Raw genomic sequence first — 15,455 nt, 5'->3', positions numbered from 1 at the left:
CCGACAAAAGAAAAAAGGAGTCCGCCTGTGGCTATTCGCTATGGCAAAGGGCTGATAGGAGGAGCGGTTGTCGTCGCTCTCCTGGCCCTGCTGGTCCACTGGATCGGCATCAACACGATCGAACTGTACCGCGACGATTTGTTGTTTTACCTGCAAGCTCACTTGATCCTCGTCCTTGTTTCGATGCTGGCCGCCCTGATCGTAGGGATTCCCGCCGGTATCCTGCTGAGCCGACCCAACATGGTCGGGCGCGCAGAACGCTTCATGCAGATCTTCAACATCGGCAATACCGTCCCTCCCCTGGCCGTACTGGCCATCGCCCTCGGTGTCCTTGGCATCGGCAGCGGCCCCGCGATCTTCGCGCTGTTCCTCGCCTCGTTGCTGCCCATCGTGCGCAACACCTATGAAGGCCTGAAAAACGTTCAAGGTTCCCTGAAAGAAGCCGCCGTCGGCATCGGCATGACGCCGCGCCAGGTGCTGTTTCGCGTGGAATTGCCCAACGCCGTGCCGATCATCATCGGTGGTGTACGCGTGGCCCTGGCGATCAACGTCGGTACCGCGCCCCTGGCGTTCCTGATTGGCGCCAACAGCCTGGGCAGCCTGATCTTCCCCGGCATCGCCCTGAACAATCAGCCGCAACTGCTGCTCGGCGCCGCATGCACCGCGCTGCTGGCCTTGCTGCTCGACGGTCTGGTGACCATGGCCAGCCGCCTTTGGCTGGAACGCGGGTTGCGTCCGTCTTAAGGCTTTGGCCCCGTCTTGGGCCTGAAACAGGAATTCACATGAAAAAACTGACATTGATATTGAGCTGCGTCCTGCTGTTCGCAGGGTTTGCGCAAGCCGCTGAAAAACCGGTCATCCGCATCGGTGCCCGGGTGTTCACTGAACAGACCCTGCTCGCCGAAATCACCTCCCAGTACCTGCGCACCAAGGGTTACGACACCCGTGTGACCGGCGGCCTGGGCAGCAACCTGGCACGCAGTGCCCAGGAAAGCGGGCAACTGGACCTGATCTGGGAATACACCGGCGTGTCGCTGGTGGCCTACAACCACGTCGACGAGAAGCTCGACAGCGAACAGTCCTACGCCCGAGTGAAAGAACTCGACGCGAAAAAAGGCCTGGTCTGGCTCTCCCCGTCGAAATTCAGCAACACCTACGCCCTGGCCCTGCCAGAGAACGTGGCCAAGGAATTCCCGCAGATCAACAGCATCAGCGACCTGACCGCGGCACTGGCCGAGAAAACCAAGGAAAACCGCCTGGTGGCCCTGGACACCGAGTTCGCCAACCGTTCCGACGGCATGGCCGGCATGGTCAAGCTGTACGACATGAACCTGACCCGCAAGAACACCCGGCAGATGGACGCCGGCCTGGTGTACACCGCGCTGCGTAATGGCCAGGTGTTTGCCGGCTTGGTCTACACCACCGACGGTCGCCTGAACGCCTTCAAATTGAAGCTGCTGGAAGACGACAAGCACTACTTCCCGGACTACACCGCCGCGCCGGTGGTGCGTCAGGTTTACCTCGATGCCCATCCGCAACTGGCCGCTGATCTCAAGCCACTGGCTGCGCTGTTCGACGACGAAACCATGCGCCAGCTGAACGCGCGGGTCGACGTCGACCACGAAAGCCCGTCCGCCGTGGCCGCAGATTTCCTGCGCCAGCATCCGATCAACTAAGAGGAGAAGACATGGAATTCCTGAACGCCTTTTCCCATCTTGATTGGGCCCAAGTCCTGCACCTGACCTGGCAGCACATCACCCTGGTCGGCATTGCAGTGATCCTCGCAATCGTCGTCGGCGTGCCCCTGGGCGTGCTGATGACCCGCTTCCCGACGCTCGCCGGCCCATTGCAAGCCAGTGCCACGGTGTTGCTGACCGTGCCGTCGATTGCGCTGTTCGGCCTGCTGCTGCCGTTCTACTCCAAGTTCGGCCAGGGCCTGGGGCCAATGCCGGCGATCACCGCCGTGTTCCTCTATTCCCTGTTGCCCATCATGCGTAACACCTACCTCGCCCTCACCGGCGTTGAGCCAGGCATTCGCGAGGCCGCCAAAGGCATCGGCATGACCTTCGGCCAGCGCTTGCGCATGGTCGAGCTGCCGATTGCCGTACCGGTGATCCTCGCCGGTGTGCGCACCGCCGTCGTCATGAACATTGGTGTGATGACCATCGCCGCCACCATCGGCGCCGGTGGCCTGGGTGTACTTATTCTGGCTTCCATCAGCCGCAGCGACATGTCGATGCTGATCGTTGGCGCCGTGCTGGTCAGTCTCCTGGCCATCTTCGCCGACCTGCTTCTGCAATGGCTGCAACGCACGCTGACTCCAAAAGGACTGCTCAAATGATCGAACTTCAAAACCTGACCAAGACCTTCCAAAGCAACGGCAAGACCATCACCGCCGTTGATTCCGTAAGCCTGACCGTCAACGAAGGCGAAATTTGCGTATTCCTCGGCCCCTCGGGCTGCGGCAAGAGCACCACGCTGAAGATGATCAACCGCCTGATCAAGCCGACCTCCGGCAAGATCCTGATCAACGGCGAAGACACCACCGACCTCGACGAAGTGACCCTGCGTCGCAACATCGGCTACGTGATCCAGCAGATCGGTCTGTTCCCGAACATGACCATCGAAGAGAACATCGTGGTGGTGCCCAAGCTGCTGGGCTGGGACAAGCAGAAATGCCACGACCGCGCCCGCGAGTTGATGAGCATGATCAAGCTCGAACCCAAGCAGTACCTGCATCGCTACCCGCGTGAACTGTCCGGCGGCCAGCAACAGCGGATCGGCGTGATCCGCGCCCTGGCGGCGGATGCACCGTTGCTGCTGATGGATGAGCCGTTCGGCGCGGTCGACCCGATCAACCGCGAGATGATCCAGAACGAGTTTTTCGAGATGCAGCGCGCGCTGAACAAGACCGTGATCATGGTCAGCCACGACATCGACGAAGCCATCAAGCTGGGTGACAAGATCGCGATCTTCCGCGCCGGCAAGCTGCTGCAGATCGACCACCCGGACACCCTGCTGGCCCACCCTGCCGACGAATTCGTCAGCAACTTCGTTGGCCAGGACAGCACCCTCAAGCGCCTGCTGCTGGTGAAGGCTGAAGATGCGGCGGACAACGCGCCGTCGGTCAGCCCGGAAACCCCGGTGGCGGATGCCCTGGAGCAGATGGATGAGTTGGACCGTCGCTACGTGGTGGTCACCGATGCCGAGAACAAGGCCCTGGGTTATGTGCGACGTCGCGACCTGCATCGTCAGACCGGTACCTGCGGCCAGTACCTGCGGGAATTCAACGCCACGGCGGCGTATGACGAGCATTTGCGCATCCTGCTGTCGCGGATGTACGAGTTCAACCGCTCGTGGTTGCCGGTGATGGATGCGGAGCGGGTGTTCCTCGGGGAAGTGACCCAGGAGTCGATTGCCGAGTACCTGAGTTCCGGTAAGTCCCGTGGGGGCAAGACCAGCATTGTGTCGCCTGCCGAGACAGCACTGGCCTGACCTGACACACAGCGGTCAAAATGTGGGAGCGGGCTTGCTCGCGAAGGCGGAGTGTCAGTCACCGGATGCATTGGCTGATACACCGCATTCGCGAGCAAGCCCGCTCCCACATTGGATCTTCACTGTACCCGCAACACCTCAAATTGCCCCTACCGGGGAACATCAATCCGTCATACCGGTCGGTTACATAAGTAGCTGCACACGGCCGCACGACGAACGCGTGCAAAAACGCGACATTTTTAGTTGATCTATAGCCCCTCACGTCCTAAAGTTCGCGCCGAACGTCCATGCTGGAAACGATCCATCCGGCTCAAGTACTGACGACGAGACAGCAAGGCCAAGGGAAGCGGTTGATCCCATGGCCTTTTTGCTTTCGGCGACATGCCTTGGGAAGTAGGCGAACCAAAGTGGGGATACGGAGGACGTTCATTTGCACCCATTGATCAATCTAGTTTGCCAGTAGGAGTTCCCAGCATGTCGATCCAGGTCGAAGACTATTTCGCGCGCGCCACTTTTGACAAAATGAAGGCGTTCGCCGACACCCAGGAAACCCCGTTCGTGGTGATCGACACCGCGATGATCAGCCAGGCCTACGATGACCTGCGCGCCGGTTTCGAATTCGCCAAGGTGTATTACGCCGTCAAGGCCAACCCGGCCGTCGAGATCATCGACCTGCTCAAGGACAAGGGTTCGAGCTTCGACATCGCGTCGATCTACGAGCTGGACAAGGTCATGGACCGCGGCGTCAGCCCCGACCGTATCAGCTACGGCAACACTATCAAGAAATCCAAGGACATCCGCTACTTCTACGAGAAGGGCGTGCGCCTGTTCTCCACCGACTCCGAAGCCGACCTGCGCAACATCGCCAAGGCCGCCCCGGGTTCGAAAGTGTATGTACGTATCCTCACCGAAGGCTCGACCACGGCCGACTGGCCGCTGTCGCGCAAATTCGGCTGCCAGACCGACATGGCCATGGACCTGCTGATTCTCGCTCGCGACCTGGGCCTGGTGCCTTACGGCATCTCCTTCCACGTCGGCTCGCAACAGCGTGACATCAGTGTGTGGGACGCGGCGATCGCCAAGGTCAAAGTGATCTTCGAGCGCCTGAAGGAAGAAGACGGCATCCACCTGAAGCTGATCAACATGGGCGGCGGCTTCCCGGCCAACTACATCACCCGCACCAACAGCCTGGAAACCTACGCCGAGGAAATCATCCGCTTCCTCAAGGAAGACTTCGGTGACGATCTGCCGGAAATCATCCTGGAGCCGGGCCGTTCGTTGATCGCCAACGCCGGGATCCTGGTCAGCGAAGTGGTACTGGTTGCGCGTAAATCCCGCACCGCCGTCGAGCGTTGGGTCTACACCGACGTCGGCAAATTCTCCGGCCTGATCGAAACCATGGACGAAGCCATCAAGTTCCCGATCTGGACCGAGAAGAAAGGCGAGATGGAAGAAGTGGTCATCGCCGGCCCGACCTGCGACAGCGCCGACATCATGTACGAGAACTACAAGTACGGCCTGCCGCTGAACCTGGCGATTGGTGACCGGATGTACTGGTTGTCCACCGGTGCGTACACCACCAGCTACAGCGCAGTTGAATTCAATGGCTTCCCGCCGTTGAAATCGTTCTACCTGTAAACGCACGCCCTGATCGTTCCCACGCTCTGCGTGGGAACGCATCCGGTGACGCTCTGCGTCACGCCGTTAGAGCGGACGCAGGGCGTCCAGGGCGGCATTTCCACGCAGAGGGTGGGAACGATCAAGTTCAATCGCATGCTCTTGATAGATCTCGGCCATTGCCCGTATCTGCGGCTCATTGGCGGCACACAACGCCTTGTGCGCCACCCGCAAGAACTTCAAATTCCCGCCCGCCAGTGCCTTGCGCAACCATTCCAGTGCCGTTTCTATCTCGCCTCGGTCCGCCAACACCGCCGCATAACTGAACTGCCCGCGAAAATCCCCGCCTTCTGCTGACTGGCGATACCACGCCACCGCCGCCTCCAGATCCCTCGGGCAGTACTGCCCTTCTTCCAGATAACGCCCCAGCAGGTTCATCGACTTGGCATGGCCCAGTTCCGCCGCCTGTCGATAACACGCCAGCGCCTGGGTTTGATCCTCGGCAACCCCGCGCCCGGTCGCCAGCAGGTTGGCGTAGTTGTACAAACCCCAATCCAGCCCGGCCTCGGCCGCCCGACGATATTCCCGGGCCGCCGCCACGGCATCCGCCTCGCAACCCCAGCCATGCTCCAGGCAACGCCCGAGCATATTGCGCGCCATCAAATGCCCGCCCTTGGCGGCGATGCGGAACCAGCGCACTGCCAGTGCTTCATCGCGCTCGATGCCGCGCCCTTCCAGCAGGATTTGCCCGAGCAGCGCCTGGGCATACACCACGCCCTCTTTCGCGGCGATCAAAATCGCCTGGGCGGCGCGCACCGGGGAGTCGTCGAGCATGCTCTGCAATTGCTCAACGTTGAGTACTTCTTCACGGCGCAATAAAAAGCCCACGGTCAGACCTCAACCCAGCGGCGCAGCAGGTTGTGATAGGTGCCGGTGAGCTGGATCAGCGCGGGGTGGTCGGGCACGTCGCGGCTCAGTTGCTGGATCGCCCCGTCCATCTCGAACAGCAAGGTGCGCTGGCTGTCCTCGCGCACCAGGCTTTGGGTCCAGAAAAACGAGGCGTAGCGCGCGCCACGGGTCACGGCGTTGACCTTGTGCAGGCTGGAGCCGGGGTACAGCACCATGTCGCCCGCCGGCAACTTGACCCGCTGCAGGCCGAAGGTGTCCTGGATTTCCAGCTCGCCGCCGTCGTAGTCGTCGGGGTCGCTGAAAAATACGGTGGAGGAAAGGTCAGTGCGCACCCGCTCGTGGCTGCCCTTGGACTGGCGCACGGCGTTGTCGATATGGAAGTCGAAACTGCCGCCGGCGGTGTAACAGTTGAGCAATGGCGGGAAGACCTTGTGCGGTAACGCCGCTGACATGAACAGCGGATTTTTCCACAGTCGATCGAGGATAGCCGCGCCGATTTCCTTTGCCAGCGGGTGGCCTTCCGGCAGTTGCAGGTTGTGTTTGGCCTTGGCCGATTGGTGCCCGGCAGTGATTTTGCCGTCGGCCCACTCGGTGTGCGCCAGGGCTTCGCGGATGCGCAGCACTTCCTCGCGAGAGAACAGGCCGGGAATGTGCAGCAACATGGAGGCATTACCTGAAAACAGTGAGACGCCAATGGTAGTGATTCTTATTGACTGTGTACAACCCTACTCCCGCCCAAAGGACGAACGAGATCGTCAAAACCGTAAGCAAAAAGTGTAAAGAACGTAAATTCAGTGCGAATAGTAATGTATCGCAATTGATATGAAGTCTTGTTCTCCCTATATTCCGCGGCCTCACCTCCTTGGGGAAAGGACACACTCATGCCGCGCACTTCGATAAAAACACCTGCCAGTTCACCACGTTTGCTGGCCTCGGCCATCGGCGTTGCCATCAGCGCCAGCTCTGCCGCCCAAATGGCGCAAGCTGCTGCAGACACCGAGCAGAAAGGCGAGCGCAACAGCATTTCCCTGGGAGCCACCAGCATCACCGGCCAGGAACAGGACAGCACGTCCTACCAGGTCGAAAAAGCCTCCTCGCAGAAGTACACCGCGCCGCTGGTAGATACTCCGCGCTCGGTCACCGTGGTGCCGCAGCAAGTGCTCAAGGACACCGCCGCCACCTCGTTGCAGGACGCCTTGCGCACCGTGCCGGGGATTACCTTCGGCGCCGGTGAAGGCGGCAACCCGCAGGGCGACCGTCCGTTCATTCGCGGCTTCGACGCCCAGGGCGATACCTACCTCGACGGCGTGCGCGACACGGGCGGCCAGAGCCGCGAGATCTTCGACATCGAATCCATCGAAGTCAGCAAAGGCCCCAACTCGTCATTCGGCGGCCGCGGCTCGGCCGGCGGCAGCCTCAACCTGGTGAGCAAGACGCCACAGGCGCGGGACTTCACCAACGGTGGCTTCACCTACGGCTCCGACCAGACCCGCCGCTATGTGCTCGACGTCAACCGTCAGTTCCTCGACAGCGCGGCCTTCCGCCTGAACCTGATGAGCCACGAACAGAACGTCGCCGGGCGTGATGCCGTCAACTACGACCGCTGGGGCGTGGCGCCGTCGCTGACCTTCGGCCTGGGCACTCCGACCCGAGTCAACTTCAGCTACTACCACATGGAAAGCAACGACCTGCCGGATTCGGGCATTCCGTATGGCTACAGCAACAGCGGCGCAAGAGCCGCCCACGTGCATGACAAGCCAACCGACGGCGGCGACAGCAACAACTTCTACGGCCTCAAGGATCGCGACTTCCGCAAGACCCGCGCCGACATCAGCACGTTCTCCATCGAGCACGACCTGAACGACAACATGACGCTGAAAAACACCCTGCGCCACGGCAACACCGGCCAGGACTATATCGTCACCCAACCCGACGACAGCCAGCACAACGTCAACCAGTTCGGCACCGTGTGGCGCCGCGCGAACACCCGCGTGTCCACCACCGAGACCACCACCAACCAGACCGATCTGTTTGGCAGCTTCCAGGCGCTGGGCTTCAAGAACACCTACTCCACCGGGCTGGAATTCACCGGCGAAGAAACCCGCTACAGCGGCTACACCGTCAGCCCGAACAGCAACCCCGGTTGCCCGGCGCCCGGCAAAGGCGGCCAGTGCACCTCGCTGGGCAACCCGAACCCGGACGATGCCTGGACCGGCAGCATTGCGCGCAACTACAACGGCACCAACACCAAGGCCACCAGCCGTGCCGCCTATGTGTTCGACACCATCGAGCTGGACCCGAAATGGCTGCTGAACGTCGGCCTGCGCTACGACACCTTCGACACCGTGGCCAACACCAATGCGGTGCCGACCGCCACCGTCAAGGCCCGCAGCAAGATCAAGAACGACAGTCAGTTCTTCAACTGGCAGGCGGGCCTGGTCTGGAAGCCGGTTGAAAACGGCAGCATCTATGCCTCCTACGCCACCTCAGCCTCACCGGCCGGCGGCCTGGTAGGTGAAGGCGCCGACGGCAACCCGCTGTCTGCCGGCGCCGCCACCAGCGACCTGAAACCGGAAGAGACCGTCAACTACGAGCTGGGCACCAAGTGGGACATGTTCCACGACCGCCTGTCCCTGACCGCCGCGGTGTTCCGCACCGAGAAGAAAAACACGCGGATCCTGGTGGACGCGCTGACCTATGAAAACGGTGGCGAATCCCGCGTCGACGGCCTGGAGCTTTCCGCCAGCGGCAAGCTGACCGATCAATGGCAAGTGTTCGCCGGCTACAGCTACCTGAAAAGCGAACTGGTGGACCCGGGCCTGAACGGTCGTAACGGTGTCGTCAGTGCCGGCTCGAACAAAGGCAACCAGATGCCCAACACGCCGAAGAACACCTTCAGCCTGTGGACGACGTATGACGTGACACCGAAGCTCACCATCGGCGGCGGCGCGTTCTATGTCGACGAGGTCTACGGCGATGCGGGCAACACCGTCTACGTGCCGTCCTACACCCGCTACGACGCCATGGCCAGCTACAAGCTGACCAAGAACGTCGACCTGCAGTTGAACGTGCAGAACCTCACCGACAAGACCTACTACGACAAGGCCTATGCCTCGCATTTTGCCAACCAGGCGGCCGGTCGTACGGCCCTGCTGACCACCAGTTTCCATTTCTAAACCGATACAAATGACTGCACGAAACCCCACGCATCGGATGCGTGGGGTTTTTGCGTGTAAAAAAGAATCTTTCTCGACAACTCGCGGCATAATGCGCGCCGTGAACACCTAACCTGATGACGAGGCCGTACGACGTGTTGAAGAAAACCCTGTTCCAGTTGCATTGGTTCTTCGGCATTACCGCCGGGCTGGTGTTGGCCTTGATGGGGATCACCGGCGCAACGGTGTCGTTCCAGGATGAAATCATCGAGTTGCTGAACCCGACGGTGTTGACGGTGGAAAAGCGTCCGGCCGGGGTACTGCCGCCCGCTGAACTGGTGCACCTGCTGGAAGCCCGTGAAGGCAAAGTCGTGTCGATGCTCACGGTGCAGCCCGACAGCACCAACGCAGCCAAGGTCTGGTTCACCCCACCGCCCGGTGAACGCCGCGGGCAGATGCGCTACTTCGACCCGTACACCGGCGATTACCTGGGCGATGCCGTCGGCCAGGACTTCTTCGGCTTCGTGCTGCAACTGCACCGTTTCCTCGCCATCGGCGACACCGGCCGGCAAATCACCGGCGCCTGCACGCTGATCCTGGTGTTCTTCTGCCTTTCGGGCCTGTACCTGCGCTGGCCGCGCCAGGTGGCAAGCTGGCGTGCATGGCTGGCGGTGGACTGGCGCAAGAAAGGCCGCAGTTTCAACTGGGACCTGCACTCGGTATTCGGCACTTGGTGCCTGCTGCTCTATCTTCTGGCGGCACTGACCGGACTGTTCTGGTCCTACGAGTGGTACAGCAACGGCATGACCAGACTGCTGTCCGACGCGCCGCAGAACGAACGCGTACGCAAGCGCGGCCCGGCCCCCGAAGGGCCTGCGCCGGTGGCCAATTACGCCGCGATCTGGAGCAGCATCTACAGCAACGCCGGCCCCGGCTTGAGCGGCTACAACATCCGCATGCCCGCGGTCGCCGGCCAACCCGCCACCGTCTACTACCTGCTGAAGACCTCGCCCCACGATCGCGCGCTGAACCAGATCAACCTCGACCCGGCCACCGGCGAAGTCAAATCCCATGACACCTACGCCGGCAAAAGCTTCAAGGCGCAGATCCTGACCAGTATCTATGCGCTGCACACCGGCAGCTACTTCGGCCTGCCCGGCCGGATCATCCTGACGTTCAGCGCGCTGCTGATGCCGCTGTTCTTCATCACCGGCTGGCTGTTGTACCTGGACCGCCGCCGCAAGAAACGCCAGGTGCGCGATGCCCGCAAAGGCCTGACCGGCAACCACAGCGACGCGCCGGCCTGGCTGATCGGCTTTGCCAGCCAGAGCGGCTTTGCCGAGCAACTGGCCTGGCAGACCGCCGGGCAGTTGCAGGCCGCCGGCGTGCCAGTGAACGTGCAGTCGCTGGGCAGCGTCAGCGAAGAGGATTTGCGCCAATCGAGCCATGCGCTGTTCGTGGTCAGCACCTTCGGCGACGGCGAGGCACCGGACAGCGCCCGCGGTTTCGAGCGCAGCGTGCTCGGCCAGGACCTGTCCCTCAAGGGCCTGAACTACTCGGTGTTGGCCCTGGGTGATCGCCAGTACCAACACTTCTGCGGCTTCGCCCGGCGCCTGCATTTCTGGCTGACCAACCAGGGCGGCAACCCGCTGTTCGCCCCGGTGGAAGTCGACAGCGGCGACACCGATGCGTTGCTGCACTGGCAACAACAACTGGGCCAACTGACCGGCCATGCACCCGCTGCGGCATGGGCCAGCGCGACCTATGAAAACTGGACCCTGAAGCAACGCACCCTGCTCAACCCGCACAGCAGTGGCTCCGGCGTCTATTTGCTCGGGCTCACCCCGCCAGCCCCCCGGGACTGGCTGGCCGGCGACCTGGTGGAAGTGCTGCCACGCAATTGCCCATGGGCCATCGAACACTTCCTGGAAGGCCTGGGACTGGCCGGCAGCGAAGGTGTGGTAGTCGACGGCCTTGCACACACCCTCGACCAGGCCCTGGCCGGCCGCCAACTGCCGGACAATCGCGCACACCTGGTGGGCCTGCATGCCCAGGCGCTGGTCAATGCACTGGTGCCGCTGGGCATGCGCGAATACTCCATCGCCTCGATTGCCAGCGACGGTGTGCTGGAGCTGATAGTGCGCCAGGAGCGTCACCCCGATGGCAGCGTGGGCGTGGGTTCCGGCTGGTTGACCGAACATGCACCGCTGGGTTCGACCATCAGCCTGCGAGTGCGGCGCAACAGTGGCTTCCATCTGCCGACCGAGCCGCTCCCGATGATCCTGCTGGGCAACGGCACCGGCCTTGCCGGGTTGCGCAGCCTGCTCAAGGCGCGGGTTGCCGACGGCCAGCAGCGCAACTGGCTGCTGTTTGGCGAACGCAATATCGCCCACGACTACCACTGCCAGGATGAGTTGCAAGGCTGGCTGGCCAGCGGTGACCTGGCGCTACTGGACCTGGCCTTTTCCCGGGATCAGGCAGAGAAAATCTACGTGCAGGATCGCCTGCGCGAATCAGCGGATGTGCTGCGTAAATGGGTGGCCGATGGCGCCGCGATTTACGTCTGCGGCAGTTTGCAGGGGATGGCGGCGGGTGTGGATCAGGTGCTGCACGATGTGCTGGGCAGCGAAGCCGTCGAACGCTTGATCGAGCAGGGCCGCTACCGCCGGGATGTTTACTGACCCCCTGAAGATACACCGATCAAAATGTGGGAGCGGGCTTGCTCGCGAAGACAGTGGATCAGTCGATGCATCTGTTGACTGACACACCGCCTTCGCGAGCAAGCCCGCTCCCACATTAGCTCTTCTTCAGTAGGTAGATTGCATTGCAATCACACTGGCGCCAGTTTCTGTTCAAACACCGAAACCCCATCCAGGTCCCGCAAAATCACCGTCAGCTCCGCCGTCTGCCCGTCAATCTGCACCTCGCCAAAAAACTGGAACCCGGCAAACGGCGAGCTGTTCTGCACCGTCGGCGCCTTCTCGAACACCACTTCCGGGCCAAAGGTTTTATCCAGCGGATTAGGCCCGAAACTCCCGGCATTCAACGGCCCGGCGACAAACTCCCAGAACGGCTCAAAATCCTGAAACGCCGCCCGATCCGGATGGTAATGATGGGCCGCGCAGTAATGCACATCCGCCGTCAGCCACACGTGATTACGCACCTGCTGCGCCCGCAGAAACGCGAGCAATTCGGCAATTTCCAACTCGCGCCCCTGGGCCGGGCCCGGGTCGCCGTTGGCGATCGCTTCCCAACGCGGCACGCCGGGGCTGACCTCACCGTCGGGCACGCCCAGGCCAATGGGCATGTCGGCGGCGATGACTTTCCACTGCGCCTGGGAGGCCTTCAATTCGCGCTTCAGCCAGTCCAGTTGCTCACGCCCAAGGAACGGTTTTTCACCGCCAAGGTTGTCATCGTTCGGCCCGCGATAGCTGCGCATGTCCAGCACAAACACATCCAGCAACGGGCCGTAGCTGAGCTTGCGATAAATCCGCCCGCCCTGGTCGGCGCTTTGCCGGCGCATCGGTGAATATTCCAGCCAGGCTTGGCGCGCACGGCCTACCAGGGTATTGATGTCGCGAGTCTTGTAGCGTTCATCCAGTTGCTTGCTCGGCGACCAGTTGTTGATCACCTCGTGGTCGTCCCACTGCCAGATCTGCGGCACTTCGGCGTTGAAGCGACGTACGTTCTCGTCCATCAGGTTGTAGCGGTAGTTGCCCCGGTATTCATTCAGGGTTTCAGCGACTTTGCTTTTGGCTTCGGTGGTGATGTTGCGCCAGATGCGTCCGTCCTCGGTGGTCAGTTGCGCGGGCACCGGGCCGTCGGCGTAGATGGTGTCGCCGCTGTGAATGAAGAAGTCCGGCAGGCGCAGGCGCATGGCTTCGTAGATGCGCATGCCGCCGATGTCCGGGTTGATGCCGAAGCCCTGGCCGACGGTGTCGCCGCTCCACACAAAGCGGATATCCCGGCGCTGCTGCGGCACGCTGCGCAGGTGACCGAACCAGGGCTCGCTGGCCACGCCGGTCTGGGCATCCTCAAAGTGCACACGGTAGAAAATCGCCTGGTCGACGGGCAGGCCGGTGAGTTCGACACGGGCGGTGAAATCGGTGCGGCTGTCGGCCAGGGGCGAGACGAATTTGCGCGGGTTGCTGAATACGCTGCGGGTGTCCCACTCCACTACCATCCGGGCCGGGCGATCGCTGCGGCTCCAGATCATCGCGCGGTCGCCCAGCAGGTCGCCGGACTGCACGCCGTCGGTGAGTTGCGGGCGATCCTTGACCGAGGCGATCACCGCAGGCGCGAGGCCCGGCAGCAACAGGCCGGCGCCGACGGCTTGCATCACGCGGCGGCGGCCGAGATTGAAGTGGCTCATGCGGGTTCCCTCTCGAGCAGCAAAAGGGAAACTTAAGCATGACGGGATGAACGAGTTATGACATCGGCCTTATTGCTCACGGAGGTCAAATGTGGGAGCTGGCTTGCCTGCGATAGCCTCAACTCGTTGCGTTGATACACCGAGGTGCCTGCATCGCAGGCAAGCCAGCTCCTACATGAGCCGCGTTATGCCTGGGCGGGTGCGACAGAAAGTTCTACGGTCTCAGGGCGCTTGAGGAATGCATACACCACCGCCGTCAGCAAACTCCCCGCCACAATCGCCAGCAGATACAGCAGCGCATGGTTGATCGCATTCGGGATCAGCATCACAAACAATCCACCATGGGGCGCCATCAGCTTGCAGCCGAAATACATCGACAGCGCACCGGTCAGCGCACCGCCGGCGATGCTGGCCGGGATTACCCGCAACGGGTCCTTGGCAGCAAACGGAATCGCGCCTTCAGAGATAAAGCACATGCCGAGGATCAGCGCGGCCTTGCCGGCTTCACGCTCGGTCTGGGCGAACTTGCGCCGCGCCAGGAAGGTGGCGATGCCCATGCCAATCGGCGGCACCATGCCGGCAGCCATGGTCGCGGCCATGGGTGCACCGCTTTGCGCTGCCAGCAGGCCGACGGAAAACGCGTAGGCCGCCTTGTTGATCGGGCCACCGAGGTCGACGCACATCATGCCGCCCAGCAAGATGCCCAGCAGCACGGCGTTGGTGGTGCCCATGGTGCTGAGAAAATCCGTGAGCCCGGTGAGCATCTTCGCCACCGGCGGCCCTACCAGGTAAATCATCGCCAGGCCGGTGAACAGACTCGCCAGCAACGGGATGATCAGGATCGGCTTGAGGGCTTCCAGGCTCTGGGGCAAACGGATCGCGCGGCTGATGAATTTGACGCAGTAGCCGGCGAGAAAGCCGGCGAAGATCCCGCCGATAAACCCCGCGCCCAAGGTGCTGGCCAGCAGGCCACCGATCATGCCGGGGGCCAATCCAGGACGGTCGGCAATCGAGTAGGCGATGTAACCCGCCAGCAGCGGCACCATCAGCATGAACGCCTGGTCGCCGACGGTTTTCAGCGCGGCGGCCAGGGTGCCTTTTTCTTCAAAGGCATGAATGCCGAACACAAACGACAGTGCGATCAGCAGACCACCCGCCACCACCATCGGCAGCATGAACGACACGCCGGTGAGCAAGTGTTTGTAGACGCCGGTCTTCTCCGGTTTGGCGGCCGCACCACTGGCAGCGGATTCCTGCTTGCCTTCGGCCAGCGCCTTGTTGAGGGTCGCCTCGGATTGCTTGAGCGCGATCCCGGTGCCGCAGCGATAGATTTTCTTGCCGGCAAAGCGCTCGGTGGCGACTTCGATGTCGGCGGCGAGCAGCACCACGTCGGCGTCACGAATCGCCTCGGGACTCAGCGGCGTGCGGGCGCCCACGGAGCCCTGGGTTTCCACCTGCAAGTCATACCCGAGGCGCTTGGCGGTTTGCTGCAACGCTTCGGCAGCCATGAAGGTGTGGGCGACGCCGGTCGGGCACGCGGTGATCGCGACGATACGCGGCGTGCTTTTCGCCGGTGCCGCGTCAGCTACCTGCACCTGGGCCTCCTCGGCTCCGCGACGCAACACCGCGTCCACATCCTGCAACGCCTGGGCTGGCGTGCTGCGGAATACGCGTTTGCCGACAAAACGCTGCATGTCCACCGGCGTGCTGCTGACCAGCAATACCCACTCGGCGGCTTCAAGGGTGGCCGCCGACAATTGGCGTTCCGGATGCTGCACGTCGACCACTTCGACGCTGGTGCTCCAGCCCTGGCGTTGCGCGGCGGCGTCCAGCAAGCGGGCGCACAGCACACTGGTGACCATGCCGTTCGGGCAGGCAGTAACAATGGCTAACTTCATGACCAACCC

General features: G+C 62.2%; 11 protein-coding genes. 7 read left to right on the top strand and 4 right to left on the bottom strand.

What is annotated here, in order from left to right; all coding sequences use genetic code 11:
• Positions 1 to 27: 27 nt before the first annotated feature.
• The 5 genes from HX818_RS17035 to HX818_RS17015 all read left to right on the top strand — a co-directional run bounded on the left by HX818_RS17035 (position 28) and on the right by HX818_RS17015 (position 5,133).
• Entirely contained in the window at positions 28 to 744 is a 717-nt protein-coding gene (locus HX818_RS17035) for an ABC transporter permease (RefSeq protein WP_003215977.1), read from the top strand.
• A 38-nt stretch (positions 745 to 782) separates the two neighbouring features.
• Complete coding sequence (locus HX818_RS17030; protein ID WP_003215975.1) at positions 783 to 1,676, top strand: glycine betaine ABC transporter substrate-binding protein; 894 nt, start codon at positions 783 to 785, stop codon at positions 1,674 to 1,676.
• Between the two features lie 11 nt (positions 1,677 to 1,687).
• Entirely contained in the window at positions 1,688 to 2,341 is a 654-nt protein-coding gene (locus HX818_RS17025) for an ABC transporter permease (protein ID WP_003215973.1), read from the top strand.
• Entirely contained in the window at positions 2,338 to 3,495 is a 1,158-nt protein-coding gene (locus HX818_RS17020; protein ID WP_008437274.1) for a betaine/proline/choline family ABC transporter ATP-binding protein, read from the top strand. The genes HX818_RS17025 and HX818_RS17020 overlap by 4 nt, the downstream gene beginning before the upstream one ends.
• A gap of 474 nt (positions 3,496 to 3,969) precedes the next feature.
• On the top strand, positions 3,970 to 5,133 hold the full coding sequence (locus HX818_RS17015; protein WP_003215969.1) for a type III PLP-dependent enzyme: 1,164 nt from the start codon (positions 3,970 to 3,972) through the stop codon (positions 5,131 to 5,133).
• A gap of 66 nt (positions 5,134 to 5,199) precedes the next feature.
• On the opposite strand, the gene HX818_RS17010 is transcribed toward HX818_RS17015, so the two are convergent.
• Positions 5,200 to 6,000 (bottom strand): tetratricopeptide repeat protein, encoded by an 801-nt coding sequence (locus HX818_RS17010; RefSeq protein ID WP_102369917.1) that lies wholly within the window; start codon positions 5,998 to 6,000, stop codon positions 5,200 to 5,202.
• Positions 6,001 to 6,002: 2 nt separating this feature from the next.
• Positions 6,003 to 6,683 (bottom strand): Fe2+-dependent dioxygenase, encoded by a 681-nt coding sequence (locus HX818_RS17005; RefSeq protein WP_008437276.1) that lies wholly within the window; start codon positions 6,681 to 6,683, stop codon positions 6,003 to 6,005.
• 219 nt (positions 6,684 to 6,902) lie between these two features.
• Here HX818_RS17005 and HX818_RS17000 point away from each other — a divergent pair, with 219 nt between their 5' ends.
• Both HX818_RS17000 and HX818_RS16995 read left to right on the top strand, forming a co-directional pair.
• The gene (locus HX818_RS17000) at positions 6,903 to 9,197 is read left to right on the top strand and encodes a TonB-dependent siderophore receptor (RefSeq protein WP_177020447.1); all 2,295 of its coding nucleotides are present in this window, start codon (positions 6,903 to 6,905) and stop codon (positions 9,195 to 9,197) included.
• Positions 9,198 to 9,331: 134 nt separating this feature from the next.
• Positions 9,332 to 11,857: a sulfite reductase flavoprotein subunit alpha gene (locus HX818_RS16995; protein WP_177020516.1), complete on the top strand. Its 2,526-nt coding sequence runs from the start codon at positions 9,332 to 9,334 to the stop codon at positions 11,855 to 11,857.
• A 149-nt stretch (positions 11,858 to 12,006) separates the two neighbouring features.
• On the opposite strand, the gene HX818_RS16990 is transcribed toward HX818_RS16995, so the two are convergent.
• Together HX818_RS16990 and HX818_RS16985 are read right to left on the bottom strand one after the other, a co-directional pair.
• Positions 12,007 to 13,548, bottom strand: a complete 1,542-nt coding sequence (locus HX818_RS16990; RefSeq protein WP_087694616.1) for an alkaline phosphatase — start codon at positions 13,546 to 13,548, stop codon at positions 12,007 to 12,009.
• 185 nt (positions 13,549 to 13,733) lie between these two features.
• Positions 13,734 to 15,446 carry a PTS fructose-like transporter subunit IIB gene (locus tag HX818_RS16985; RefSeq protein WP_003215951.1) on the bottom strand — a complete coding sequence of 571 codons (1,713 nt, stop codon included), beginning with the start codon at positions 15,444 to 15,446 and terminating at the stop codon, positions 13,734 to 13,736.
• Positions 15,447 to 15,455: the final 9 nt, after the last annotated feature.

Origin of the sequence: Pseudomonas sp. F9001, from assembly GCF_013385435.1 — a bacterium.
Taxonomy (GTDB): Bacteria; Pseudomonadota; Gammaproteobacteria; order Pseudomonadales; family Pseudomonadaceae; genus Aquipseudomonas.
The sequence above is the reverse complement of the archived record's forward strand: the minus strand, read 5'-3'. Positions and strand labels throughout refer to the sequence as shown.